This is a genomic window from Streptomyces aurantiaciflavus, from assembly GCF_049808595.1.
Classification (GTDB): Bacteria; Actinomycetota; Actinomycetes; order Streptomycetales; family Streptomycetaceae; genus Streptomyces.
In genome coordinates this window covers 253,385-276,677 of record NZ_JBNCAQ010000008.1, presented here as the reverse complement: position 1 = coordinate 276,677, position 23,293 = coordinate 253,385, and the positions used below count along the sequence as shown (strand labels likewise).

27 protein-coding genes and 1 pseudogene are annotated in these 23,293 nt (G+C 74.1%); 15 read left to right on the top strand and 13 right to left on the bottom strand.

The genetic code is table 11. From position 1 onward, the window contains the following. From ACPT94_RS11970 to ACPT94_RS11960, 3 genes are all read left to right on the top strand, one after another. Positions 1-825: substrate-binding domain-containing protein (locus ACPT94_RS11970; protein ID WP_425245794.1), on the top strand; the 825-nt coding region annotated here is incomplete at its 5' end. Positions 826-927: 102 nt separating this feature from the next. Further along, positions 928-2,229, top strand: coding sequence for an alpha/beta fold hydrolase (locus ACPT94_RS11965; RefSeq protein ID WP_425245793.1), 1,302 nt, complete (start codon positions 928-930; stop codon positions 2,227-2,229). A gap of 53 nt (positions 2,230-2,282) precedes the next feature. After that, positions 2,283-3,026 (top strand): PIG-L deacetylase family protein, encoded by a 744-nt coding sequence (locus ACPT94_RS11960; protein ID WP_425245792.1) that lies wholly within the window; start codon positions 2,283-2,285, stop codon positions 3,024-3,026. 18 nt (positions 3,027-3,044) lie between these two features. On the opposite strand, the gene ACPT94_RS11955 is transcribed toward ACPT94_RS11960, so the two are convergent. Next, the gene (locus ACPT94_RS11955) at positions 3,045-3,245 is read right to left on the bottom strand and encodes a DUF5999 family protein (protein ID WP_425245791.1); all 201 of its coding nucleotides are present in this window, start codon (positions 3,243-3,245) and stop codon (positions 3,045-3,047) included. A gap of 182 nt (positions 3,246-3,427) precedes the next feature. On the opposite strand from ACPT94_RS11955, the gene ACPT94_RS11950 reads away from it, so the two are divergent. Further along, entirely contained in the window at positions 3,428-4,258 is an 831-nt protein-coding gene (locus ACPT94_RS11950) for a pentapeptide repeat-containing protein (protein WP_360337070.1), read from the top strand. On the opposite strand, the gene ACPT94_RS11945 is transcribed toward ACPT94_RS11950, so the two are convergent. Further along, positions 4,220-5,767 (bottom strand): cytochrome P450, encoded by a 1,548-nt coding sequence (locus ACPT94_RS11945; RefSeq protein WP_425245790.1) that lies wholly within the window; start codon positions 5,765-5,767, stop codon positions 4,220-4,222. The two genes, ACPT94_RS11950 and ACPT94_RS11945, sit on opposite strands and share 39 nt — an antisense overlap. Before the next feature lie 108 nt (positions 5,768-5,875). On the opposite strand from ACPT94_RS11945, the gene ACPT94_RS11940 reads away from it, so the two are divergent. Both ACPT94_RS11940 and ACPT94_RS11935 read left to right on the top strand, forming a co-directional pair. After that, entirely contained in the window at positions 5,876-6,496 is a 621-nt protein-coding gene (locus ACPT94_RS11940) for a TetR/AcrR family transcriptional regulator (RefSeq protein WP_360337066.1), read from the top strand. 289 nt (positions 6,497-6,785) lie between these two features. Further along, positions 6,786-7,517 carry a DUF2470 domain-containing protein gene (locus tag ACPT94_RS11935; protein WP_425245789.1) on the top strand — a complete coding sequence of 244 codons (732 nt, stop codon included), beginning with the start codon at positions 6,786-6,788 and terminating at the stop codon, positions 7,515-7,517. Here the strand turns inward: ACPT94_RS11935 and ACPT94_RS11930 are convergent. The 5 genes from ACPT94_RS11930 to ACPT94_RS11910 all read right to left on the bottom strand — a co-directional run bounded on the left by ACPT94_RS11930 (position 7,485) and on the right by ACPT94_RS11910 (position 12,941). Next, entirely contained in the window at positions 7,485-8,663 is a 1,179-nt protein-coding gene (locus tag ACPT94_RS11930; RefSeq protein ID WP_360337062.1) for a lactonase family protein, read from the bottom strand. The genes ACPT94_RS11935 and ACPT94_RS11930 overlap by 33 nt on opposite strands. Positions 8,664-8,884: 221 nt before the next feature. Beyond that, positions 8,885-9,943: a GyrI-like domain-containing protein gene (locus tag ACPT94_RS11925; RefSeq protein WP_360337060.1), complete on the bottom strand. Its 1,059-nt coding sequence runs from the start codon at positions 9,941-9,943 to the stop codon at positions 8,885-8,887. Between the two features lie 247 nt (positions 9,944-10,190). Continuing rightward, positions 10,191-11,444 carry an FUSC family protein gene (locus tag ACPT94_RS11920; protein ID WP_360337058.1) on the bottom strand — a complete coding sequence of 418 codons (1,254 nt, stop codon included), beginning with the start codon at positions 11,442-11,444 and terminating at the stop codon, positions 10,191-10,193. A gap of 261 nt (positions 11,445-11,705) precedes the next feature. After that, complete coding sequence (locus ACPT94_RS11915; protein ID WP_360337056.1) at positions 11,706-12,200, bottom strand: FBP domain-containing protein; 495 nt, start codon at positions 12,198-12,200, stop codon at positions 11,706-11,708. 144 nt (positions 12,201-12,344) lie between these two features. Further along, positions 12,345-12,941 carry an HD domain-containing protein gene (locus ACPT94_RS11910; RefSeq protein WP_360337054.1) on the bottom strand — a complete coding sequence of 199 codons (597 nt, stop codon included), beginning with the start codon at positions 12,939-12,941 and terminating at the stop codon, positions 12,345-12,347. Between the two features lie 174 nt (positions 12,942-13,115). On the opposite strand from ACPT94_RS11910, the gene ACPT94_RS11905 reads away from it, so the two are divergent. The 3 genes and pseudogenes from ACPT94_RS11905 (at position 13,116) to ACPT94_RS11895 (ending at position 14,762) form a co-directional block, all read left to right on the top strand. Then, positions 13,116-14,090, top strand: coding sequence for a phosphotransferase family protein (locus ACPT94_RS11905; protein WP_360337052.1), 975 nt, complete (start codon positions 13,116-13,118; stop codon positions 14,088-14,090). 103 nt (positions 14,091-14,193) lie between these two features. Then, positions 14,194-14,384, top strand: a pseudogene (locus ACPT94_RS11900) (sugar kinase); the annotation flags it as partial. A gap of 147 nt (positions 14,385-14,531) precedes the next feature. Further along, positions 14,532-14,762 (top strand): hypothetical protein, encoded by a 231-nt coding sequence (locus tag ACPT94_RS11895; RefSeq protein ID WP_360337328.1) that lies wholly within the window; start codon positions 14,532-14,534, stop codon positions 14,760-14,762. 86 nt (positions 14,763-14,848) lie between these two features. Here the strand turns inward: ACPT94_RS11895 and ACPT94_RS11890 are convergent, their stop codons facing one another. From ACPT94_RS11890 to ACPT94_RS11875, 4 genes are all read right to left on the bottom strand, one after another. Continuing rightward, complete coding sequence (locus ACPT94_RS11890; RefSeq protein ID WP_360337050.1) at positions 14,849-15,877, bottom strand: SDR family oxidoreductase; 1,029 nt, start codon at positions 15,875-15,877, stop codon at positions 14,849-14,851. Between the two features lie 283 nt (positions 15,878-16,160). Next, positions 16,161-17,360: an FUSC family protein gene (locus ACPT94_RS11885; RefSeq protein WP_425245788.1), complete on the bottom strand. Its 1,200-nt coding sequence runs from the start codon at positions 17,358-17,360 to the stop codon at positions 16,161-16,163. Beyond that, a complete protein-coding gene (locus ACPT94_RS11880) occupies positions 17,357-18,013 on the bottom strand; it encodes an HAD family hydrolase (RefSeq protein ID WP_425245787.1) in 657 nt (218 codons plus the stop codon). The genes ACPT94_RS11885 and ACPT94_RS11880 overlap by 4 nt, the downstream gene beginning before the upstream one ends. 72 nt (positions 18,014-18,085) lie before the next feature. Further along, positions 18,086-19,123, bottom strand: a complete 1,038-nt coding sequence (locus ACPT94_RS11875) for a PHP domain-containing protein (protein WP_360337044.1) — start codon at positions 19,121-19,123, stop codon at positions 18,086-18,088. Between the two features lie 151 nt (positions 19,124-19,274). Here ACPT94_RS11875 and ACPT94_RS11870 point away from each other — a divergent pair, with 151 nt between their 5' ends. Further along, a complete protein-coding gene (locus ACPT94_RS11870) occupies positions 19,275-20,084 on the top strand; it encodes an SDR family oxidoreductase (protein ID WP_360337042.1) in 810 nt (269 codons plus the stop codon). Positions 20,085-20,146: 62 nt separating this feature from the next. Here the strand turns inward: ACPT94_RS11870 and ACPT94_RS11865 are convergent, their stop codons facing one another. Continuing rightward, positions 20,147-20,344, bottom strand: coding sequence for a hypothetical protein (locus ACPT94_RS11865; protein WP_425245786.1), 198 nt, complete (start codon positions 20,342-20,344; stop codon positions 20,147-20,149). Positions 20,345-20,489: 145 nt separating this feature from the next. Here ACPT94_RS11865 and ACPT94_RS11860 point away from each other — a divergent pair, with 145 nt between their 5' ends. Beyond that, the gene (locus tag ACPT94_RS11860) at positions 20,490-20,726 is read left to right on the top strand and encodes a hypothetical protein (RefSeq protein WP_360337040.1); all 237 of its coding nucleotides are present in this window, start codon (positions 20,490-20,492) and stop codon (positions 20,724-20,726) included. 22 nt (positions 20,727-20,748) lie between these two features. Here ACPT94_RS11860 and ACPT94_RS11855 read toward each other — a convergent pair whose 3' ends face one another. After that, on the bottom strand, positions 20,749-21,450 hold the full coding sequence (locus ACPT94_RS11855) for a VanZ family protein (protein WP_425245785.1): 702 nt from the start codon (positions 21,448-21,450) through the stop codon (positions 20,749-20,751). Positions 21,451-21,668: 218 nt separating this feature from the next. On the opposite strand from ACPT94_RS11855, the gene ACPT94_RS11850 reads away from it, so the two are divergent. The 4 genes from ACPT94_RS11850 to ACPT94_RS11835 are packed head-to-tail and all read left to right on the top strand — an operon-like array spanning position 21,669 to position 23,290. After that, positions 21,669-21,851 (top strand): hypothetical protein, encoded by a 183-nt coding sequence (locus ACPT94_RS11850; RefSeq protein ID WP_360337038.1) that lies wholly within the window; start codon positions 21,669-21,671, stop codon positions 21,849-21,851. Next, entirely contained in the window at positions 21,848-22,300 is a 453-nt protein-coding gene (locus ACPT94_RS11845) for an MrpF/PhaF family protein (RefSeq protein ID WP_425245784.1), read from the top strand. The genes ACPT94_RS11850 and ACPT94_RS11845 overlap by 4 nt, the downstream gene beginning before the upstream one ends. Then, entirely contained in the window at positions 22,293-22,553 is a 261-nt protein-coding gene (locus ACPT94_RS11840; protein WP_360337034.1) for a Na(+)/H(+) antiporter subunit B, read from the top strand. Before ACPT94_RS11845 ends, ACPT94_RS11840 begins: the two co-directional genes overlap by 8 nt. After that, on the top strand, positions 22,550-23,290 hold the full coding sequence (locus tag ACPT94_RS11835) for an MnhB domain-containing protein (RefSeq protein ID WP_425245783.1): 741 nt from the start codon (positions 22,550-22,552) through the stop codon (positions 23,288-23,290). The genes ACPT94_RS11840 and ACPT94_RS11835 overlap by 4 nt, the downstream gene beginning before the upstream one ends. Positions 23,291-23,293: the final 3 nt, after the last annotated feature.

Sequence of the window (23,293 nt, the reverse complement as noted above, 5' to 3'; positions counted from 1 at the left end):
TTCCTATCGGCAAACTATTTTTTGTTCGCGGGGGGGGTGGGGGGGGGGGGGCCCCCCCCCGAGGCCGGCCTCGGCGTGATGGTCTGCAACAGCGCCCAGAGCCCCGGGGAGGAGGCCGAGTACCTCTCCCTCTTCGCCGAGCAGCGGGTGCGGGGCGTGCTGCTCACCCCGGCCGACGCCACCGGACGCAACATCGACGCCTTCCGCCGGCACAACATCCCCTTCGTGCTGGTCGACCGGGTCGCGGAGGGCACCACCGAGTGCTCGGTCTCCGTCGACGACGTGGCCGGCGGCGCCCTCGCCGTCCGCCACCTCGTCGACGCCGGGCACCGCTCGATCGCCTACGTCAGCGGCCCGCCCGGCTTCAACCAGGTCCGCGACCGGCGCACCGGCGCCCTCAACGCGCTCGCCGAGGCGGGCCTGGGCCCCGAGCACCTGCGGGAGCTGCCCACCGAGCGGCTCGACGTCGCCGCGGGCCGGGACGCGGGCGCCCGCCTGCTGGGCCTCGCCGACCGCCCGACCGCCGTGTTCTGCGCCAACGACCTGCTCGCCCTCGGCGTCCTGCAGGCCATGTACGCGGCCGGCATCAACGTCCCCGACGACCTCGCGATCGTCGGCTACGACGACATCGAGTTCGCCGCCGCCGCGGCCGTTCCCCTCACCTCGGTCCGCCAGCCCGCCGTCACCATGGGCGCCCTGGCCGCCGAGATGCTCCTGGAGGAGACCGAGGAGGAGTCCGAGGGCAGGAAGCGGCCGCACGAGCACCGGCGCGTGGTGCTCCAGCCCGAACTGGTGGTGAGACGCTCCAGCCTCTCGGCACGCTGAGCGCCCGTTCAGTAGCAGTTCATGATCCCCGGGCTGCCGCGCCGCCCGGACATGTGCTGAACTGGGACGCGGCCCGCACACCGATCGTCCCGGGAGCCCCTGTTGTCCCTCAGCTACCGCCAGCCCGGCGTCGTCCTCACCGACCGTCACTTCACCGTGCCCCTCGACCACGCCGACCCGGCCGGGGAGACGATCGAGCTCTACGCCCGGGAGGTCGTCGCGAGCGACAAGGCGGGCCAGGACCTGCCGTGGCTGCTCTATCTCCAGGGCGGCCCCGGCTTCGGCGCCAACCGGTTCGTCGGCAAGCAGTCCTGGCTGGGCCGCGCCCTGAAGGAGTACCGCGTCCTCCTCCTCGACCAGCGCGGCACCGGCCACTCCACCCCCGCCAACCGCCAGACGCTCCCGCTGCGCGGCGGCCCCGCCGAACAGGCCGCCTACCTCACCCGCTTCCGCGCCGACTCCATCGTCCGCGACTGCGAGCTGGTGCGACGCGAGGTCACCGGCGGCGCCCCCTGGACCGTCCTCGGGCAGAGCTTCGGCGGCTTCTGCACGGTCACCTATCTCTCCCTCGCCCCCGAGGGCCTCAGCGCCGCCGTGATCACCGGTGGACTGCCCTCCCTGGACGCCCACGCCGACGACGTCTACCGCGCCGCCTACCCGCGCATGGAGCGCAAGGTCGCCGCGCACTACGCCCGCTACCCGCAGGACGTCGACCGCGCCCGCCGTATCGCCGACCATCTCCTCACCCATGAGGTGACCCTCCCGAACGGCTACCGGCTGACCGTCGAGGCCTTCCAGAGCCTCGGCATCCTCCTCGGCGGCAGCGAGGGCAGCCACCGTCTGCACCACCTCCTGGAGGAGGCCTTCGTCCCCACCCCGCAGGGCCCCGCCCTGTCCGACGCCTTCCTGGAGGAGCTCCAGGGCCTCCTCTCCTACGCCGGCCACCCCCTCTACGCCCTCGTCCACGAGGCGATCTACGGCCAGGACACCCGCCCCACCGCGTGGGCGGCCGACCGGGTGCGCGCCGAGTTCCCCCAGTTCGACGCGGCGAAGACGCTCACCGGCGACGGGCCGCTGCTGTTCACCGGGGAGACCGTCCACCCCTGGCACTTCGACTGCGACCCCGCGCTGCGCCCGCTGCGCGAGACCGCCGAACTGCTGGCCGCCCGCACCGACTGGACGCCCCTGTACGACCCGGCCCGCCTCGCCGCCAACGAGGTCCCGGTCGCGGCGGCGATCTACCACGACGACCTCTACGTCGACACGGCCCACTCCCTGCGGACCGCCCGCGCCGTCCGCGGCCTGCGGACCTGGGTCACCGACGAGTTCGAACACGACGGCGTCCGCGCCGGCGGCCCCCGCGTCCTCGACCGGCTGCTGGCACTCACCCGCGACGAGGCCTGACGCCGCGACGCAAAGGCCGTGGAGTGGCCGGGCGTTCCGGCTAGTCTGCGGGCATGACCGAGCCGACGATGACTCAGCTCACGCCCATGCCCGAGGACTGGCGGCGCGCCCTCGCCGTCGTGGCGCACCCGGACGACCTCGAGTACGGGTGCTCCGCGGCGATCGCCGCCTGGACCGACGCCGGCCGTGAGGTCGCCTATGTGCTGGCCACCCGCGGCGAGGCGGGCATCGACACCGTGCCGCCCTCCCAGTGCGGGCCGCTGCGGGAGCGGGAGCAGCGGGCGAGCGCGGCCGTCGTGGGCGTGTCGGAGGTCGAGTTCCTCGACCACAGGGACGGCGTGATCGAGTACGGGACCGCCCTGCGCCGCGACATCGCCGCCGCCGTCCGCCGGCACCGCCCCGAGCTCGTGATCACCCTGAACCACCGCGACACCTGGGGCGGGGTCGCCTGGAACACGCCCGACCACGTGGCCGTCGGCCGCGCCACCCTCGACGCGGCCGCGGACGCCGGCAACCGCTGGATCTTCCCGGAACTCGCCGAGCAGGGCCTGGAGCCGTGGAACGGCGTCCGCTGGGTCGCCGTCGCCGGATCCGCGACGCCCACCCACGCGGTGGACGCCACGGCGGGCCTGGAGCGGGCCGTGGCCTCGCTGCTCGAACACCGCACGTACATCGAGGCGTTGACCGAAGAGGATCCGGAGACCTATGCCCGCGGCTTCCTGACGGGGATCGCCCACTCCGTGGGGGAGCGCTTCGGCGGCAGACCGGCCGTGGCCTTCGAGCTGTTCACCCGCTAGGGCGCGAGGCGGGCTGGGTCAGCCGGCGAGGACGGGCGGGCCGGGGGCGCGGTGCGGGTTCACGACCCGCCCGTCCGGCAGGAGTTCACCGGTGTCGTCGAAGACGACGGTCCCGTTGCACAGCAGGCTCCACCCCTGCTCCGGGTGGGCCGTGACGACGACGGCCGTGTGACGGGCGGCGCTGTCCGCGGTCGGGCACGGGGGCTGGTGACTGCACATGACGTACTCCTCGGTCCGTCGGGCTCCTGCCGCTGCCGGCTCCTGACTCCGTGATAGCCGACGTTGTTTTCCGTTGGATGAGAGGACCCCCACAGGGCCGGAAACTCAGCGGTGAGTTTTCGTTCCGGCAGCGGGGCACCGCGATGTCCGCGCCATGGCCGCAGGTCAGTAAGGTGGGCGGAATGCGAGAACAGACGGTGGACCCGGCCGGCCTGCGCGGCGACTGCGGCAACTGCTTCGGGCTGTGCTGCGTGGCGCTGCCGTTCGCCCGCTCGGCCGACTTCGCGCTCGACAAGGACGCGGGCCAGCCGTGCCCCAACCTGGGGGAGGACCACCGCTGCGGCATCCACGCCCGGCTGCGGCAGAAGGGCTTCACCGGCTGCACGGTCTACGACTGCTTCGGCGCCGGGCAGAAGGTCTCGCAGATCACCTTCGGCGGCCGGGACTGGAGCACGGGCGACCGCGCGCACGCCCGCCGCATGATGGAGGTCTTCCCGGTCGTCCGGCAGCTCCACGAGCTGCTGTGGTACCTCACCGAGGCGCTCGCCCTGCCCGCGGCCCGTCCGATCCACCCGCGGCTGCGGCAGGCGCTGGAGAAGACCGAACGCCTCACCCTGCAGACGCCGGGGGAACTCGCCGCCCTGGACGTCCCGGCCCACCGCCAGGACGTCAACGCCCTGCTCCTGAAGACCAGCGAACTGGCCCGGGCGGGCCTCCCCGGGCGCAAGAAGGACCGCCGGGGCGCCGACCTGATGGGCGCCCGTCTCAAGGGTGCCGACCTGCGCGGGGCGAACCTGCGCGGGGCCTACCTGATAGCCGCCGACCTGACCGGCGCCGATCTGCGCGGAGCGGACCTCATAGGGGCCGACCTGCGCGACGCCGACCTCACGGACGCCGATCTGACCGGCGCGTTCTTCGTGACCCAGCCGCAGCTCAACGCGGCGCGGGGAAGTGCCGGGACCGGGCTGCCCGGGTCAGTCGCCCGCCCCGCGCACTGGACAGCGCGGCGCTGACCCGCCCTCGTCCACGACCGGCCCGTCCGGTGCCGGCGCGGGTGTACGACGCTCCAGGCGCAGCCGCAGCCCCTCCGGTATGACCGTCAGCCGTTCCGTCACCCGCAGCCGGTAGGCCGGGTCGGACAGGAGCCTGTAGCGGCGCAGCAGCAGGCCGAGCACGAGCGTCGCCTCGTGCAGCGCGAACTGCCGCCCGATGCAGGCCCGCGCACCCGTGCCGAACGGTTTGAAGGTGTGCGGGGCCCGCGCCCGGACCGCCCCCGCGTCGAAGCGGTCCGGGTCGAACCGTTCGGCGTCGTCGCCCCACACGTCGGGATCGCGGTGCAGCATCGGCGTCAGCACCAGCGCCCAGGCGCCGCGGCGCATCGGATGCTCCCCGGCCAGCACGGTGTCCTCGCGGGCCTCCCGCGCGAACGCCGGCGCCGTCGGCCACAGCCGCAGCGACTCGTCGAGCACCCGGCGGACGTACCGCAGCTTGGCCACCTGGTCGTAGCCGGGCGCCGTCGCGTCCCCCCACACCCGGTCCACCTCCGCCCGGGCGCGGGCGGCGACCTCCGGGTGCCGGGAGAGGTAGTGCAGGGCGAAGGAGAGCGCGCCGGAAGTGGTCTCGTGGCCCGCGACGAGGAAGGTGATGACCTGCCGGCGCACGTTCCGCGCCGACAGCCGTTCGCCCGTCTCCGGGTGGGCCGTCTCCAGCATCCGGTCGAGCAGATCGCCCTCGCCGCTCCGGCCGGCCCGGCGCGCCCGCACCAGGTCGTCGACCGTGCGGTCGAGGTGGGCGATGTCGGCCTCGTTGCGGCGCGCGGCCCGCCACAACAACCGCGGTGACGGCACGGTGTTCAGCCGCTGGGCGTAGGTGAGCGTGCCCACCATCGCCGTCACGAAGGGATGCGGCCGCGAGCGTTCGAAGGAGCCGAAGTCGTGCCCGAAGCCGGTGCGCGCGATCGTCTCCAGGGTCAGCTTCGTCATGTCCCCGGGCACGTCCACCGTTTGCCCCGCGGCCGCCGCACGGTCCCAGTGGGCGGTGAGCCGCTCCGCCACGTCCAGCATCATCGGGTGGTAGGCCTGCATCGCCTCCCGGCTGAACCCCGGGGCCAGCACGTCGTGCGCCAACTGCCAGTTGGGTTCGTGGTTGTACGCCGTGAACAGGGCGTCCCCGACCACCGGCCGCAGATTGGCGACCCCCAGCCCCACGTGCTTGGCGAACCGCGTCTCGTCCGCCAGGTCGGCGGCGAGCCGCGCACCCCAGACGAACACGAACTCCCTCCCGAACGCCCGGCGGCGGAAGATCGGCCCCAGCCGGCGGGCCTGCCGCAGCGAGTCCTGCAGGGGCGTGCTCCGGCTCGCGCCCAGGACGTCCCCGAGCAGCGGAAGCCGGTACGGCGGATGCGGTATGCGGTGCAGCTCGGGCCAGCCGAGCTCGGCGCCACGGAATCCCTTCGGCGGCGCCTCCGCGCTCGCCGCCCGGGCCACCGTCCCGGCCCTCGTCCCTGAGGTCGTCTCCGCCATGACGCGATCTCCCTTGATCCAGCGGCAGGTTGAGCGTGTTGTACGTGGGTTCAATAGCGCGGCCTCAGTCTCGTCCCGTGTTGAACCGACGTCAAGTAAAGTGCGGGCATGGCCGCGAACCAGGGGCAGCGCACACGGCGCCGCCTCAGCACCGTGGAGCGCAGGGAACAGCTCCTCACGGTCGGCGCGCGCCTGTTCTCGGAGAACCCCTACGACGAGGTGTGGATCGAGCAGGTCGCCGAGATCGCCGGGGTGTCGCGAGGGCTGCTGTACCACTACTTCCCGACCAAGCGGGACTTCTTCGCGGCGGTCGTCGAGCGCGAGAGCGAGCGGATGCTGCGCATGACGGCGGCGGTCCCCGGGGTCCCGGTCCGCGAACAGCTCGCGTCGGGCCTCGACACGTATCTGGAGTACGTCGAGACCCACGCCCACGGCTATCGCGCCTTCCACCGTGCGGACGCGGCCGGTGACCAGGCCGTGCGGCGGGTCTATCAGCAGGCCCTCGCGGCCCAGGAACACCAGATCCTCGCGGCTCTCGCCGCCGACCCCGAGTTCGGCCCGCTCTTCGAGCAGCGCGCCGACGTACGGCTGGCGGTGCGCGGCTGGCTGGCGTTCATCACGGCGGTGTGCCTGGAGTGGCTGCGGGGGTCGGACGAGTCGCTGTCGCGGGAGCAGGTGCGGGAGCTGTGCGCGCGGGCGTTGCTGGGGGTCGTTTCACCCGCGGGGTGATCTTGGGCGGGGGAGAGTCGCACCGGAGTGCGCGGCGTGTTCCGGGACAGGTCGCCGGGGGATCGCGTCCAGGGCCGGCGATGCCGTCGGCGCCGCGCCGGCGTGCCGAAGCGGGAGCAACCCCTGCTGCTCGCCGTCCGCTTCGGCGGCGAAGGCTCCTTCGACGACACCTTCACCCGCACCCCGAGGGCCGGCGGCCCTGCCCGAGCCCGATGACTGTGGCCACCGTGGTTGGCGTCAACCCGGATCTTCGATAGGTTAGGCAAGGCTTACCTAAGGAGGTTCTGGGATGGGTGACAGCCACAGCTGGACGGCCGCGCCTGCCGCGGCCGAGCGGGCCCGGTCGGTGCTCGCCGCCTCATGGTCCTGCGCGGTGACCGCGGACGGCGGCCGTGAGGAGTTCGTCGGCGCGCACACCGTCGACGAGGACGGGCGGGTGCGTCTGCGCGTCCCCGAGGACAGCGCCCTGCTCACGGCGGCGATCTGCGCGCCCCGCGGCGAGCCGTCCGCGGTGCTGGAGTTCGCGGACGTCGCACCCGTCCCCGTCCGAGGCCGTATCCGCGCCCGGCTGTGGCTCGCCGGCTGGTTCGTCCCCGAGGACGACCACCTCGTCCTCCACGCCACCCGCGTCGTGCTGAAACGGTCCTGTGGCGCGGTCGTCGTCGACCTCGACGAGTTCGCCGCCGCCGCGCCCGACCCGCTCGCCGGCGCCGAGGCCCAGCTCCTCACCCACCTCGCGGACGCCCACCCCGACGCCGTCGAGCGGCTCACCCGGCTCGTCCAGCGCGACAGCCTGTACGGCGCGGTCCGCGTGCAGCCGCTCGCCGTCGACCGGCACGGCCTCACGCTGCGCATCGAGCGCGCCCGCGCCCACGGCGACGTACGTCTTCCCTTCCACGCGCCCGCCGCCGACGTCGGGCAGCTCGCCGAGCGCATGCATGTCCTGCTCGGCCAGGCCGCCGGCGCCACCTCCTGCCCGCGCGCCGCGCTACAGCGGCAGCGCACAGACGGCGACGGGTGACGCGAACGGCTCGCCCGCCAGCCGCAGTTCACCGCTCGTGCCGTTCACCTGGAACACGCTGACCGTGCCGGAGCGCTGGTTCGCCGCGAACAACAGGCCCCCGTCCGGCGAGAGGGCGATCTGCCGGGGGAAGTCCCCGGCCACCGGCACCGTGCCGAGCAGCCGCAGCCGGGCCCCGTCCGCCTCCACCGCGTAGCGCGCGAGCGTGTTGTCGCCGCGATTGGCGAGGTACGCGTACGCGCCGTCCGGCGTGACCGCGAACTGCGCCGGGTAGTTGGTGCCCGCCCTCGCACCCGTCGACTGCGGCGCGCCGATCGTCAGACGGCCGGTGGGCGGGTCGTAGGCGCAGACCGCGACCGTGTCGTCGTGCTCGTTGGCGAGGTAGGCGTACCGGCCCCGCGGGTGGAACGTGAGGTGGCGCGGACCGGCGCCCGGCCGGGTGTGCGCCTGCGCCACCTCGGTGAGCGTGCCGGACCTGTCGTTCAGCCGGTAGGTGTAGACCGTGTCGGTGCCGAGGTCGACGGCGAGGACGTGACCGCCGTCCGGGGCGGTGAGGAACTGGTGCGCGTGCGGCCCCTCCTGACCGGGGCCGGGCGCCGGCCGACTGTGGGTGACCATGTCGGTGCGCTCGCCGAGCGCCCCCGAGGCGTCGATCGGGTGCACGGCCACCGTGCCCGAGCCGTAGTCGGCGCTCAGCAGCCAGCGTCCGCCCGGATGCACGGACAGATGGCAGGGGTGGGCACCGCCCGTCGCCCTGCTCCCCAGCACCTCGCGGTCCGAGAGGCGTACGGCGGTCACGGCCCCGCGCTCGCGCTCGTCGACCGCGTACAGCGTCCGGCCGTCCGGGTGAACCGCGAGATACGACGGATCCGGGACGCCCGTGATCGTCCCCTGACCGGTGATCCGGCCCGACCCGGGGTCGTACGTGGCGAGGCCGATGCCCTTGCCACCGCCCTCGGCCGAGCTGTAGGTGCCGATGTAGAGCGGCCGGGGGCCGGACCGCTGCTCCGAGGCCTGGGGTGAGGCCGGCGTGGGGACGGGCGCGGCGCCCCGCGCGCTCTCCTGCGCGCCTGGAGTCCTCGACCGAGCCCCTGGAGTCTCCGAGGCGGCGTCGCCGCAGCCGGCCAGCGCCGACGCCGCCGTCACCGCGCCGAACGCCCCGACGAAGCGGCGCCTGCTCCAGCCACCCCCACTCTCGGCTTTCCCCGCACTCCCGGCTTGGCTCGAGCGGGGCAAACCCCATGAGCGGGGGGACCCCCATCGTGCCGCTTCCGTCCCACTGCCCATGCCCGCACCTCAGGTCGTCGTAGGCCACTGCCGTGACACACCACCCTGGCCATGGGGACCGCCGAACGCAAAATCCCGGTCTACCAGTCGCCGTCCTCCACCGGCTTCCCCGGGGCGTCCTTGAGCTGCTTGACCTGGTGGGAGCCGGGTGCCTGCCAAGGGTCGAGGTCGTCGCCGAGCCAGTCGCCGACCGGCTTCACCTCACCGAGGGCGTCGCCGGGGGCCAGATCGTGGGCGTCCTGGTCGTAGTACTCGAACCAGGGCAGTCCCGCCCGGGTGTAGGCGGCGCGGTCGACCGGGGACGGCGGGGGTGCCTCGCCGGTGATGCGGCGCCAGTCCGGGGGCGTCACCAGGTGCACGAAGACCCGGCCGGCGGGCTCGGTCGCCCAGTCCTTCAGCGGGCGGTCGTCCCGGTAGACCTCCTGCCGCATCGACCCGCCGACGCCCAGGCCCATCGCGGCGGCCGCCCGGGGTGCCGCGCCCGGGGCGGCCGGTGCCGCGGCGGGCATCGCGACGGCGCCGGGCGCGGGCGGGGCGCCGTACCCGCCGGTGGGCGGGGCCATCGCGGCCCGCATCCGCGCCTGCTCCGCCCGCCGCCGCTCGGCCTCGCGCAGCTCGGCGAGCTTCTCGGGGTTCAGCGTGAACGACTGCAGTTGGACGCCGCCCCACACCTCCTCGCCGGTCACCTGGCCCTCGACCGTCGCTCCCAGCCCGAGCGGCACCGCCACGAACTGGCGCACCGTGCCCTTGCCGGAGTTGATGCCGTCCAGCCAGGGCTGACGCGGCAGCACGACATAGTTCTGCGGGTCCCGGGAGAGCCGGCTGCTCCACGGCTTCCCGGAGACCGCGCACACCTTGCCCACGCCGACCTGCAGCGCGGCGGGCCGGGTGGTGCCGGAGAAGCTGAGCCACATGGCCTCGCGCAGGTACATGGGCAGCATCACGCCCCCGCGCGCGAGCCATTCGGCGGGCGCGGTGTCCGGGTAGTCGCTCACCCGCCGGACGGGGAAGACCCCGAGGCCGGGCGGCAGCTCGTGCGTCCCGCTCTCCGGCAGGCGGAGCGTCCGCATGAACCGGACGGCCACGCCTCCGGGCAGCCTCAGTGTGTCCCCGTCGATCCGTACGGCGGTGTCGGCCATCGGCCCGCTCCTTCGCGTCCCGCGCCGGCCCCGTCCCGGCGCTCCCTCAGGGGTCCTTTCACTATGCCCGTCCGGGTCGCGCGGCCTGGCACCGCACCTCGCCGCGTTGCCGAAACGCCCACGTGGCTCCTCCCCCACTCTCGGCTGCGCTCGAGCGGGGGGACCCCCATCGAGGGCGCTCCGGCGCCTTGCGATGCACGGCACCAGACCACGCGACCTGATCGGACGCTCATAGTGAAAGGACCCCTCAACGGAAACGCCCGCCGATGCCCGTACGGTTCCGCCACAGCTCCTCCTGAACCCCCAGGCGCTCGCGCAGCCGGGTCAGACGCGGCATCCGTGCGCGCTGTTCCCCCGACACCCGGTCCAGTTCCTCGAGGAGCCGGTGGGAGCGGTGCTCGGTGTCCAGCTCGTCGAGGATGCGGTTGACCTCGGTGAGCACCGCGCCGTGCAGCTGCCACTGGCGGGCGTCGTGCTGGAGCCGCTCCAGCAGTACCTGGGCCAGCTTGTCGCGGGTGGCGACGGCCTGCCGCAGCTCCGCTGAGAGCCGGGCCTCGGCGGCGTCCGCGTTGAGGCTGACCTGGGTGGTGACCAGCACCGCGAAGCTGACGACGGCGTCGGCGATCTCCGACAGCAGCCGCTCCACCACCTCGCCGATCTCGGGCTCGAACAGGGGGTTCGGTTCGCGCTCCTTGGCGAGGTCGGTGAGGGTACGGGCCAGCACCCGCAGGACGACCGTGCAGATCTCCATCGTGTCCAGGCCGGTGCGCAGCACCACCCGGTGCAGCAGGCCCTCCCGCACCCGGGGATTGAGGCGCAGGCTGTCCTCGGCCTGCCGCAGGGCCGCGTCCACCTCCACGATGTCGTGGTCGAGCCGGCGCGCCTCGTGCAGCCGTGCGGCCGCCTGCTCGACGGCCGGGCGTCCGGCGGCCTGCTCCCCGAGGCGCAGCATCAGCTGCCGCACCCGCCGGGCCAGCCCCTCGATGGACTCGCCGGCCTCCTCCACCCACACCGGGGGAGGCAGCAGCAGGTTGATGCCGAGGCCGACCACGGCCCCGATCAGCGTCTCCAGCACGCGCGCCCAGGCCGTGTCGCCGACCGTGGTGACCCCGAGCACCAGCATGGCGCTGATCGCCACCTCGGGCACGTACTCGTTGACCCGCACCAGATGCCCGACCGCCAGCGACGCCACGATCACCAGCGCGAGGCTCCACCAGGTCAGCCCCACCAGCAGGCTGAACGCGATGGCGACCAGCACCCCGGCCACCACCGAGTTGACCCGCCGCACACCGTTGGTGAGCGTCGCGTACAGGGTGACCTGGACGACCAGCAGCGCGGTCAGCGGCGCGGTGAGCGGAGCGGCCTCCGGACTCAGGCGCAGCGCGATGACATACGCGATCGTCGCCGCGGCGGCGGACCTGAAGGCCTGCACGACCACGGGTTCCCGGTACCGCTGGACGAACCGCACGAGCGGCGCGGCACGCTCACGTACGTCTCCCATCCCTTGGCCAGTTCCCTTCCCTCAGGGGCCTCGAACGTTCCTTTCGCCACCGGATCGGGTTGCCCTGGGCGCGCCGGTGGCCTGCCGGATCGTGGGCCCGCACGCTCCGGCGGGAGCCTCGGACCATGAAACGGCATGTGACCGGTTTTCGCACAGGCATGGTCGCCACCGGGCTCGGCAAAGAGTTTCCGCGCCTTCGGCCTGGTCCTGCCCGCACCGGGAAGGGAGGGAGGGGGCAGGCGGCCGGCTGCGCGGCCGACGTCAGGCGTACAGCTTGTCGAGGAAGGCGGACAGATTGCCCGTCGTGCGGGCGATCTGCTCCTCCAGCGTGAGGCTCTCCTCGAAACGGCCTCCCGCCTCCGGGACCTTCCTGCCCCGGACGTAGAGGGAGCAGGCCAGGTCCGTGCACATGTACAGGCCTACCGAGTTGCCCTCGCGGCCCGCCGCGCCCGCCTTGCGTGCCGTCATCAGCGAGACACCGCCGCCGGGATGGGTGGTCAGGCACAGCGAGCACATGCTGCGGTGCAGGAAGCCGCGCTGCGAGGACGGGAAGCGCAGGGTCACGCCCGTCAGGCGGCCCTCCCGTTCGGTGACCAGGTAGCTGCGGTCGGGGGCGCCCGGATCGCGCCAGCCCAGGAAGTCCAGGTCGTCCCAGGGGCGCTGGTCGAGGTCACGCGGGACCGTCAGACGTTTGGCCTCCCCCTTGGAGCAGTTGATGAACGAGTTGCGGATGTCGTGCTCGGTGAGTGACCTCATGGAGGGACTCCTGGGGGTGTGGTCGGGCTGTCGGTCTGACTTCGCATCTACCTAGGGGTACTAGGTTCGCGCCTAGCCTAGGCAGCCGCAGCGAGGCGGAGCGAGCGAATTTCCCCGAGCCCGACCGAGTGCACCCGAACCTCCTCATGCACGCACGGGGTGGACCGACTGCCAGGCCAGCCTGGCGTCCGCGTCCTCGCCGACGCGGGTGAGGAACTCGTCCAGCTCCATGAACTCCTCCCACGCCGGACGCCCGCCCGCGCGCGACAGCTCCGCCACGACCAGGTCCTCCAGGTCGGGCACCCGCTTGTTCTTCCACACCTTGTCGGCCAAGCTCACCAGCAGGTCCTCGACGCCGACGCCCTCGCCCCAGGAGGCGTGGGTCGCGGCGAAGCGCGCCGGCCCGGGCGGCACCCCGTGCGCCAGCAGCAGATCCCGCCCCGCCTCCTCGTGCCGGGCGCCGGGGCCGGACAGCTCGGCGGTGTGCACGGTCTTGCCGATGTCGTGGGTGGCGGCGCCGAACAACACCGCCTCGCGGTCCATCTCCAGCCCGGGGCAGCGCCGCCCCACCCAGTCGACGAGCTGTACGGCGACGTCGTGCACGGCACGCAGATGGGCGACGAGCCGGGGCGGCGCGCCGAGTTCCGCCAGCAACTCCGCGACGGGCACGGGAAGGGGCCGCAACGGCGGATCCAGCGTCTCGTCCAGGGCGATCGACAGCAGGTTCGGGGAGGTGGTCATCGGGTCAGCGTAATGAGCCGTACGCCTGGGGAGGGTTCCCTACGCTGTAGCGGGCCGGACGCCCGGCGTCTTCGCGCGACGCCCGGGGCGTGGCCCGACGAGCTGATCGCAGCCGCGCGGCACGTCGAGGACGTGGACGCCGCGGGCCGACCGACAGGAAGGGGTGGGCGTACGGTGACGGACTCCTGGGAACGGGCCCGGCACATCCTCCGGGCGGCGGGCATCCCGCCCGACCGCCTCGCCGACCTCCGCCCCCTCGACGGCGGCACCTACAACACCGTCGACGAACTCCGCCTCACGGACGGCAGCCGTTACGTCCTCAAAGCCGCGCCCACCGCACCCGGCCTGCGCTACGAGAGCCGGCTGCTCGTCTCCGAGGCGGAGTTCTACCGTGCGGCGGCCGAGGTCGGCGTACCGGCGCCGCGTGTCGTCGCCCTCGACGGACAGCAGCTGCTGATGACCCTGTGCGCGGGCGATCCCTGGGACGGCTCGCTCCCCGCCGCCGCGCAGACGGATCTGCGCACGGAGCTGGGCCGGCAGGTCGCCCGGCTGCATGGCGTCGCGGGGCCCGGCTTCGGCTACCCGTCCGGCGCCCTCGGCCCGCTCGCCGCGGACTGGCGCACCGCGTTCACCGCGATGTTCGACGCCGTCCTCGACGACGCCCGCCACTACCGGGCCCGGCTGCCCCGCCCCGCCGACGAGGTGGCCGCCGTCGCCCGGACCGCGTACGACGCCCTCGACGAGGTCGGCGTCCCGTGTCTCGTCCACTTCGACCTGTGGCCCGGCAACGTGCTGGTGGACCGCACGGCGGGGGAGGCCCGGATCGGCGGGCTCATCGACGGCGAGCGCATGTTCTGGGGCGATCCGCTGGCCGACTTCGTGTCCCTGGCGCTGCTGGGTGACATCCGCGAGGACGAGGCGTTCCTGGCCGGCTACCGGGAGGCGGGCGGCCGGGCCGACTTCGACGTCTCGGCCCGGCTGCGTCTCGCCCTGTACCGCGCCTACCTGTACCTGATCATGCTCACGGAGACGGTCCCGCGGGCGGTCGACGAGGGGCACGACCGCTGGGTCCAGGAGGCGGTCGCCCCCGAACTGCTCTCGGCCCTGCGGGAGATCGAGGACGCGGGAGCCTCTCGGCTGACCTCGTGAACCAAGGGTCGCAGGAACAGCGAGCCGGGCTCGCCCACGCCGGTGTTGTGCAGGTCGGGCAGGGTTCGGAGGGAGCCGAACGGCGGGGCGCGACGGGCGTACGGTGCGCGATCTGAGGCGGGCCGACCGCACGGCCGTGCTGCACCGGCTCTACATCGACGGCCCCTCAGCCGCTTCGAACTCGGCCCGGTCACCGGCCTGAGCTCCGGCTCGGTCAGCGATGTCGTCGCCGACCGGGTCGCCGACAGGCTGGTCGAGGAGGCCGGCAGCGTCGACTCCGACGGCGGCCGCCCCCCGCACCCCCCGACCCCTGCCCGGCGACCCGAGTCCGCCCGGTGCACGGCGCTGGAGGAACACGCCCCGCACTGACGTTTCGCCGCCGACGGCAGAGGTACTCGCGTGTCCCGCACCGACCGCAGCACGACCCCGAAGGAGCACGCCGTGGCCGACCACCGCGACGAGGGCCCCGGCGAGAACGGCACGCCGGTCCCGCGCGACCTGCCCGACCAGCAGGCCGACGCCGGCCAGGACCCCTGGGACGTCGACGCTCCCGACCAGCCGGAGGACGAGACCGTCCCCGACACCGACGAAGCAGGCACCGGCCGTCAGGGCGCCCCCCACACAGCCGGCGCCAACCCCGACCAGCCCGTACCGGACGAACCGTCCGCCTGACCGCCGTACACCACTGGTCCCAGCGGCCCGGCGGCTGGTCCTGGCGGGACTGGCCGCAGGCCGCTGTCCGACGTCGCTGAGGGGCGTCAGCCGACCTTGCGTCCCCGCATCGGTTCCGTCGGTGCTCCCTCTCCGGCGCGCATTCCGCGGAGGAACTCCTCCAGTACTTCCGTCGCCGATCGCTGCGGGCGCCAGCCCAGTTCGACGCGCGCGCGTGTGCAGTCCATCAGGGGCAGGCGCAGGACCGCGTCGAAGAGGTGGGGGGAGGCGGGGAGCAAGCGCAGGTTCCAGGCGGCGGCGATCGCGGAGCGGGCGGCCGTGCGGGGCAGGCGGACCGGGCGGGCGTCGAACATCTCGCCGAGCAGTTCGGCGTCGACCGGGGGTTCCGCGGCCAGGTTGAACGCCCCGCGCACGTCCGTGTGGACGGCGAGCCGGTAGGCCTCCGCCGCGTCGTCGGTGTGCAGCGCCTGCACGCGCAGCCCCGGGATGTCCGGCAGGAAGGGCAGCAGTTCCGGGCGGGCGACCGGGCCCGGCAGGAAGCGCCCGCCGAAGATGCGGCGCTGTTCGCTCGCCGACTCCCGTTTGAACAGGAACGCCGGCCGCATCCGGACGACGCGTACGTCCGGATGGTCACGTTCGAAGGTGTCGAGGGCCCGTTCCAGATAGGCCTTCTCCCGGCAGTACGCGGCGTCCGGCCAGCCGTGCGTCGGCCACGACTCGTCCACGGGGCGGTCCTTCGGCCCCGGCGAGTACGCGCCCACCGACGAGGCGTGCACGAGGACGGGCACCTGCGCGGCGGCCACCGCCGCGAAGACCCGCATGCTGCCCAGCACGTTCGTCCGCCACGTCACCGCCGGATCGTGCGTCGGCTGGAACGCCCACGCCAGATGCACCACGGCGTCCGCGCCCTCGAACAGGCCGGCCAGGCCGGCCTGCTCCGAGGCGAGGTCGACCGCCGACCACTCGGTCTTCGGCGGTGCCCAGTCCGGGATCCGCCGGGCCAGCCCCACCACCGACCCGACCTCCGGATCCTCCGCGAGGAGCCGCACCACGCTCGTACCGACATTGCCGGTCGCTCCCGTGACCACGACCTTGCTGCCCGACTCGCTGCTCACCGCCGGCTCCTCTCGCCGCTGTCGGATGGAGCGCCCCGAGTACCCGGTGCCGGACAGGAGAAAGCCCCGACCGGACGGGGGAATCACGGTCGGGGCGGTCAGGTGGTGGGCGCGGATGGCGGTCGCCTCTCGGCGAAAGGCTCCACAGGGCTTCAGCCGAACGATCGTCCCTGTGGGCGAAAGGTGAGGCCCGGGGACACTGTCCCATCCGCACCCACGGCTTGTTCAACGGCGAACCACCAGTCGGTGTTCCCCTCCTCGCGCCCCTCCACGGTGATCCGCGTCACTCTGCCCGCTCCCGCTGCCGCGTCCCGGGAACGGCCTCGACCCAGAGGTTCTCCGCCTGGAGCAGCAGCGTGCCGAGGACCGCCGTGTGGGCCGCGCCCTGCCCGGCATGGTCACGCAGACTGCCCTGCAGCCGGGCCCGCAGCTCCTCCATCTCCGTCTCGGTCTCGGCGTCCGGGCACTCGGAGGCGCCCTCACCCCGGAAACGCCCGGCCTCGGCCTCGCACGCGTCCCCGATCAGCTCCAGCAGCCGGGCATAGACCCGCAGGGCGGCCGCCTCCGGCGGCGCCGGGGCGCGGGCGTCGTCGGCCGCGACCGCGAGGGTGCGGGTGAGGGCGGTGACATGGTCCGTCACGCGGCTCCAGCGGGCGTCCTCCGTCTCCGGCGGTATGTCGAGCGGCACCCGGTGCAGGAACCGCAACGGGCCGGCGGTCAGGCGCAGGCTCTCCCGGCTCCAGCCCCGTGCCGAGCGCAGCCCGTCCCGGCGCCGTTCCAGCCGGGCCGTCCCGCGCGACCAGTCATCGGCCGTCGTCGCGTCCCACTCGCCGTCCCGCAGCCCGGCCGCGACCGCGTGCAGCACCTCACCCGCCTCCCGCGCCAGCGCCCCCAGGTTCTCCCGCACGTCCCGCAGATGCACCGGCGGCAGCACCAGCGCGTTGACGGCCACCCCGATCACCGCGCCGAGCGCCGCCTGCCCCACCCGGTGGCCCACCGCCGACGCCGAGACCGCGTTGGAGGCGAGTGTGAACACCGCCGTGGTGGCCGCGTAGACGCCCTGGTCGCCGAAGCGGGACCACTGCGCCAGCAGCATCAGCAACGGCACGCACAGCGCGAGCGCGCCCAGGGTGTCCCCGGTGACCGCCTGCGCCGCCGAGGCGAGCAGCGTGCCCGCGCAGATCGCCGTCCACTGCTGGGCGGCGTGCCGCAGCGAGCCGTACACGGTGGCCTGCACCAGCACCAGAGCCACCCAGGGCGCCATCAGGGCCATCGGGTCGCCCAGCCAGTCGCTGGCCACGAACCAGGCGAGCACGGCGGCCAGCGCCGCCTTGAGCGACTGCACGACCAGGTCCCGCTCGCGCCCGGGCCCGCTCCAGGCCGCCCGCGCGGCCCGGCCCACGACACCCGCCTCCCGCCGTACGGCCCCCGCCCAGCGGGCCCCCGCACCTTCCTCCCCGAATGTCCCGGCCCGGATGCTCATGCCAGCGGGCTGTCCTCCAGGGACGCCAGAAGGCCGGCCGGGTCGGCGTAGATCGCCTGTGCGCCCGCCTCCTCCAGGTCGGCGCGCGGGATGCCACCGCACAGCACGCCCACGCAGCGCACCCCGGCCCGGCGGCCCGCCCGCATGTCCCAGACGGTGTCGCCGACGAACACGGCCCGCTCGGCGGACACCCCGGCCAGTTCCAGGGCGTGTTCGACGGGCTCCGGCGCGGGCTTGCCCTCCGTGACGTCGTCCGCGCTGGCCGTGGCGGTGATCGCCTCGTCGGCGTCGAGGGCACGCCGCAGCGCCGACAGCTCCGCCCCGCTCGCCGACGTGGCGAGGACGACCGTCCAGCCGTCGCCGTGGAGCCGCTTCAGCAGCGACCCGGCGTCCGGCAGCGCGGGCAGCCGGTCGAAGTACTGCCCGTACAGGGCCTTGTGGGCGGCGCTCAGCTCGGCGTCCTCGTCCTTGTCGCGGTCCTCGCCCAGGAGGTGGGCGACGAGGTCGGTGGATCCCAGGCCGATCGCCCGGTGCACGGCGTGCATCGGCACCCGGTGGCCCGCCTGCCGCAGAGCCTCCCACCACGTCACGACATGCAGATGGTTGGTGTCGACGAGGGTGCCGTCGACGTCGAAGACGGCGGCGCGTTCCATCCGGGGTCCTTTCTCTCACGGGCGCCCGAGCGGGCGGATCCCCCGCCGGCGGGCGGCGCCTCGAGTACCACGTCAGGCGCCCGCCACGCCCGCCGGTACCCGTCCCTCCCGCGTCCAGGCCAGCAGGTCCGCCACCGGCCAGGTGGTCACCACCCGCTCCGCGGGCACCCCGCACTCCTCGGCCCGCTCGCAGCCGAGGACCTGCCAGTCCAGCTGGCCCGGCGCGTGGGCGTCGGTGTCGACGGAGAACAGCACGCCCGCCTCGACGGCCCGGCGCAGCAGCCGCCGCGGCGGGTCGAGCCGCTCGGGCCGGCTGTTGATCTCCACGGCCGTGCCCGCCTCGGCGCACGCCGCGAACACCTCGTCCGCGTCGAACTGCGACTCCGGCCGCCCCCGTCCGGTCACCAGCCGCCCGGTGCAGTGGCCGAGCACGTCGGCGTGCGGATCGCGGACGGCGTTCACCATGCGGCGGGTCATCGCGCGGGCGTCCATGCGCAGCTTGGAGTGCACGGACACCACGACCACGTCGAGCCGCTCCAGCAGCTCCGGCTCCTGGTCGAGGGAGCCGTCCTCGAGGATGTCGCACTCGATGCCGGTGAGCAGCCGGAACGGCGCCCAGGTCGCGTTCAGCTCCTCGACGACCTCCAGCTGGCGGCGCAGCCGCTCCGGCGACAGCCCGCGGGCCACCGTCAGCCGCGGCGAGTGGTCGGTGAGCGCCGTCCACTCGTGTCCCAGCGCGGCCGCCGCCCGGCCCATCTCCTCGATGGGGCTGCCGCCGTCCGACCAGTCGGAGTGCACATGGCAGTCGCCGCGCAGCAGTGCCCGCAGTCGCGCGCCGCCGTCCGTCAGCGGCGCGCCGACCTCGCCCTCCAGCTTCTCCAGGTAGGCCGGGACCCGCCCGGCGAGCGCCTCGCGCACCACCTGGGCGGTCTTCGGGCCGACGCCCCGCAGCGACTCCAGCGTCCCGGCGTCCGCCCGCTCCGCCACCTCCCCGGCCGGCAGCCGCCCCAGCACCCGGGCGGCTGTGCGGAAGGCGCGGACACGGTACGTCGGCGCGAGGGACCGCTCCAGCAGGAACGCGATCCGGTCCAGGGCCTCGACGGGGTCCATCACCACCTCCTGGCTCCAGAGTTCCCCGGCCTGGCTCCAGGGTTCCCCAGCCGCGCCCGGCCCGCACGACGGGACGGCCGCCGGTTTGCCCCGTACGCACCCGGGTACTGCGACGTCCCAGCCACCCTCGCCGTCCCCGAGGAGGTCAGTGATGTCCGCCCCCACCGCACCCCGCCCCAAGGTGGCCCTGATCACCGGCGCCGACTCCGGCATCGGCCGTGCCACCGCCGTACGCCTCGCCGAGGCCGGGATGGACATCGGGATCACCTGGCACAGCGACCTCAAGGGCGCCGAGGAGACCGCCGAGGAGGTCCGCTCGCACGGCCGGCGGGCCGCCGTCGCGCAGCTGGACCTGACCCGGCTGCCCACCGCCGCCGGCACCGTCGACGAGCTGTGCGACCGGCTCGGCCGCATCGACGTGCTGGTCAACAACGCCGGTACGGGGACGATGACGCCGTTCCTCGACCTGGAGCTGGAGGACGTGCGCCGGGTGCTGGACGTCGACCTGGTCGGCCCGTTCCTGTGCGGGCAGAAGGCGGCCCGGCACATGATCCAGCAGGGCGACGGCGGGCGGATCGTCAACGTCACCTCCGTCCACGAGCACCAGCCGCGCGTCGGCGCCGCCCCGTACTGCGCGGCCAAGGGCGGCCTCGGCCTGCTCACCCAGGTGATGGCCCTCGAACTCGCCGAGTTCGGCATCACCGTCAACGCGGTGGCGCCCGGCGAGATCGCCACGCCCATGACCGGGCAGGAGGACACCGACGTGCACTCCGTCGACCGCCCGGGCGTCCCGCTGGGCCGGCCCGGCGACGCCCGCGAGGTCGCCGCCGTCATCGCCTTCCTCGCCGGCCCCGAGGCCTCGTACGTCACCGGCGCCTCCTGGAGCGTCGACGGCGGCATGCTGCGGATGGGCCCGCAGGCCGGCTCCCACCTCACCGGCGACGACTGGCGCCGGCCCTGAGGCCGGTCCCACGACACACGCCTCGAAGGGACTGCGCGCCAGCTCCTGCGGCCGGCCCGACTTCACCCTCCCCCCTCTCGGCTTCGCTCGAGGAGGAGGCCCAGCACGAGCACGTCCGCGAGGTCGCCCGCGTCCTGCCCGACCTGCGCGCCCGGGTCCGGGGCGGTCTCGTCGGCCACGGCCTGAGCCGGGCCCGCGTCACCGCGTGCGCCGTACGCCTGCCGGACCCGGGCTTCTTCCGTGTCGGCAGCGATCGGCACACCGGGCTCAGCGAGACGTACGGCCTGACGGCGATGCCGCGCGAGCACGTCACCCGCGGTTGCGGCGAGCTCCCCGTCCGCCCTTCCGGCCGGGCGGACAAACGGGGAGATTCATACCCGCCGGTTGCGTTCTACGCTCTAAGACATGACCGAAATCGCGAGCCCTTACATCTCCCACCCGCGGATCACGGTGCTCGGGGTGCAGCCCGGCGCATCGCCGTTCCGCATCGTGGAAATCGACGGCGAGGTGGTCGGTGAGGCCAGGGCCGTCACCGACGTCCTCCAGACAGCCGCCGCGTTCGGCATCACGATCCACGACCTCGACGACCCGGACGTGGTGCGCTGGGTGGGCGGCGACCGCTACACCTGGACACCTCGCTAGACCCCGGCGCCGGCCCCCGGTGTCACGCGCGCCGCCCGCGCGCGTGGAGCGCCCGGCTCATCCGCCGGCCCAGGAGAAGGTAACCGATCAGCGCCCCCGCCGTGTTGAGGATGACGTCGTCGATGTCGAAGGCGCGCCCGGTCACCAGCGCGCCCTGCGCGAACTCCACCAGCAGCATCACGGACGCCGTCAGCAGCAGCACGCGCAGCGGACCGCGCGTCCTCGGCGCGAGGACCGGCACCAGGATGCCGAACGGCACGCCAAGCAGCAGGTTTCCGCCGATCTGCTTCACCGCGTCACGCAGTTCGGGCTGGTCCAGATAGGCCCGCAGCGAGCGGCCCGGGCGCAGGTTGGAGTGGACCAGCGCCTCCGAGGCGGGAGACGGCGCCAGGGTGATCCGGGCGAGCACCACGGCGAACGCCACCATGAACGCGAAGGCGCACAGCATCGCCAGCAGACGCAGCGGGAACGGCATCGGCCGCTGCTCGGGCCGCTTCGCCCCCTCGGCGGGCTGCGAACCCTTCGCCCCCTCGGCGGGCTGCGAACCCTTCGCCCCCGCGCCGGTCCTCGCCCCCTTGGTCCTCGCCCCCTTGGTCTTCGCCCCCTTGGCCTTCGGGCCCTTGGCGGGCTCGGCCGGAGCCGGTTTTTCCGGCTTGGTGGTGCGCAGGCGAAACACGGTCCGCGCCCGATGGACGGCACGCGGAAGCAAGGCTGCACGGGCCATGCGGTCCTCCAGTCTTCAACTTCCCTGCGTAGTAAGGCGGTTACCCGCGAACGGCCGGAGGATGCGGTCGGCCGCCCCATGTCCCCGCAAAGCCCCGGGTTTCCGTTCCTGCGCTCGGGGCACTCCGCGCTGTGGGCAGAGCGTGCCGCCCCCCGCACGGCAGGGGGCGGTGTTTGGATGCGGTGACCAGTGATCACGGACGACCCGGGAGGCGGCGCATGAGACCGCGTACGGCGCTTCCGGCGCTGGGCGAGCTCCTGGCCTGGTGGACCGCGCTCGCCCTCCTCTGGCTGGTCCTCGTCAGCACCGTCGACCTCCTCGAAGTCGCGGTCGGCGCCGGGGCCGCGGCTCTCGCCGCACTCGCCGCCCGGGCGGCGCGGCGGGCGGTGACGGGCCGGTGAACGGCTGGCTGCTCGCGGCGGCCGTCGTCCTGGCCGGGGGAGTGGGGGCGACGCTGTGGGGCGTCGCCACCGGCCCGCTGCGCCGCCGCGTCGTGGCCCAGAACCTCTCCTCCGCCCTCGCCTGCCCCACCCTGCTCCTGCTCTCCGAGGGCTACGACCGCCCCTCCTACGTCGACCTGGCCCTCGTTCTCGCACTGCTGGGCCCGGTCGGAACCCTCGTCTTCGCCCGTCTGCTCGCCGACGAACTCGCCGGGGACCCGCCGCGCGCCTGGGGCGCGACCTGGGCGGCCGCGGGCGTCGGGGCGGTCGTCGTCCTCGTCCTGTGCGCGGCCACGGCGCCCGGCCGGGCCACCGGGAAGCTGCTGCTGACGGGTGCTCTGCTGATCGGCGGCAACGTCGTCGCCTCACGGGCGCTGGCCGGCGGGTTCCGCGGGGTGCGCCGTGGCTGACGCGCTGATCGCCGTCGCGCTGCTGCTGGTCGCCGTCTCGGCCACGGTGGCCGTCGCCACCCGCGACCCGGTGCGTCAGGCCCTGGTCCTGGCCGTCCTCGGCATCGTCCTCGCCGTGCTCTTCACCGTCCTGCAGGCCCCCGACGTCGGCCTGTCACAACTGGCGGTGGGCTCCGCGCTCACCCCGCTCCTGCTGCTGCTGACGGTCCGCAAGGTGCGCCGACGGGCCCAGGACCGGGACGGCGAGAGGTGAGCCCCCGCCTGCGGCTGTGGCTCGTGTGCGCCGCCGGCGCCGGCCTCGCCACGCTGCTCGCCGCCGCCTGTCTGGACCTGCCCCGCTTCGGCGGCGACCGGCACCCCTACGGCGACCGCGCGGTGGACGCCTCCCTCGCCCGGCGCACCGCCAACGCCATCGCCTCCGTCAACTTCGACCAGCGCGCCTTCGACACCCTCGGCGAGATGAGCATCCTGTTCGCGGCGATCCTCGGCTGCGTGGTCCTGCTGCGCCAGGCCCGCGACGAACACCGCGCCCGCCCCGAACCCGCCCACGTGGACCGGCCCGTACGCCGCTACGCGCTCCTCGTCCTGCCCGTCGCCCTGCTCACCGGCCTCTATGTGATCGCGCACGGCCAGCTCAGCCCCGGCGGCGGCTTCCAGGGCGGGGTGGTCGCCGCGACCTCCCTGCACCTGCTCTACATCGGCGCCGACTACCGCGCCCTGGAACGCGTACGGCCCGTCGGCGTGTACGAGTCCGGCGACGCCCTGGCCGCCTCCGCCTACGTCGTCACCGGATGCGCGGGCCTCCTCGCCGGCGCCGCCTTCCTCGCCAACACCCTGCTGCCCTACGGCACGTTCAACACGCTGTCCTCCGGTGGCACGGTCCCGCTGCTGAACGCGGCGATCGGCATGGAGGTCGCCTGCGCGGTCGTCGTACTGCTCGCCCGCTTCCTGGACCAGGCCGTCGAGATCGAGGAGGACCGAGGGAGATGAGGC

Excerpts from the sequence above, each read along its gene's own strand:
- ACPT94_RS11960 (WP_425245792.1), top strand. The coding sequence starts at position 2,283 with ATGACCGAGCCGACGATGACTCAGCTCACGCCCATGCCCGAGGACTGG.
- ACPT94_RS11955 (WP_425245791.1), bottom strand. The coding sequence starts at position 3,245 with ATGTGCAGTCACCAGCCCCCGTGCCCGACCGCGGACAGCGCCGCCCGT.
- ACPT94_RS11950 (WP_360337070.1), top strand. The coding sequence starts at position 3,428 with ATGCGAGAACAGACGGTGGACCCGGCCGGCCTGCGCGGCGACTGCGGC.
- ACPT94_RS11945 (WP_425245790.1), bottom strand. The coding sequence starts at position 5,767 with ATGGCGGAGACGACCTCAGGGACGAGGGCCGGGACGGTGGCCCGGGCG.
- ACPT94_RS11940 (WP_360337066.1), top strand. The coding sequence starts at position 5,876 with ATGGCCGCGAACCAGGGGCAGCGCACACGGCGCCGCCTCAGCACCGTG.
- ACPT94_RS11935 (WP_425245789.1), top strand. The coding sequence starts at position 6,786 with ATGGGTGACAGCCACAGCTGGACGGCCGCGCCTGCCGCGGCCGAGCGG.
- ACPT94_RS11925 (WP_360337060.1), bottom strand. The coding sequence starts at position 9,943 with ATGGCCGACACCGCCGTACGGATCGACGGGGACACACTGAGGCTGCCC.
- ACPT94_RS11920 (WP_360337058.1), bottom strand. The coding sequence starts at position 11,444 with ATGGGAGACGTACGTGAGCGTGCCGCGCCGCTCGTGCGGTTCGTCCAG.
- ACPT94_RS11915 (WP_360337056.1), bottom strand. The coding sequence starts at position 12,200 with ATGAGGTCACTCACCGAGCACGACATCCGCAACTCGTTCATCAACTGC.
- ACPT94_RS11910 (WP_360337054.1), bottom strand. The coding sequence starts at position 12,941 with ATGACCACCTCCCCGAACCTGCTGTCGATCGCCCTGGACGAGACGCTG.
- ACPT94_RS11885 (WP_425245788.1), bottom strand. The coding sequence starts at position 17,360 with ATGAGCATCCGGGCCGGGACATTCGGGGAGGAAGGTGCGGGGGCCCGC.
- ACPT94_RS11880 (WP_425245787.1), bottom strand. The coding sequence starts at position 18,013 with ATGGAACGCGCCGCCGTCTTCGACGTCGACGGCACCCTCGTCGACACC.
- ACPT94_RS11875 (WP_360337044.1), bottom strand. The coding sequence starts at position 19,123 with ATGGACCCCGTCGAGGCCCTGGACCGGATCGCGTTCCTGCTGGAGCGG.
- ACPT94_RS11870 (WP_360337042.1), top strand. The coding sequence starts at position 19,275 with ATGTCCGCCCCCACCGCACCCCGCCCCAAGGTGGCCCTGATCACCGGC.
- ACPT94_RS11860 (WP_360337040.1), top strand. The coding sequence starts at position 20,490 with ATGACCGAAATCGCGAGCCCTTACATCTCCCACCCGCGGATCACGGTG.
- ACPT94_RS11855 (WP_425245785.1), bottom strand. The coding sequence starts at position 21,450 with ATGGCCCGTGCAGCCTTGCTTCCGCGTGCCGTCCATCGGGCGCGGACC.
- ACPT94_RS11850 (WP_360337038.1), top strand. The coding sequence starts at position 21,669 with ATGAGACCGCGTACGGCGCTTCCGGCGCTGGGCGAGCTCCTGGCCTGG.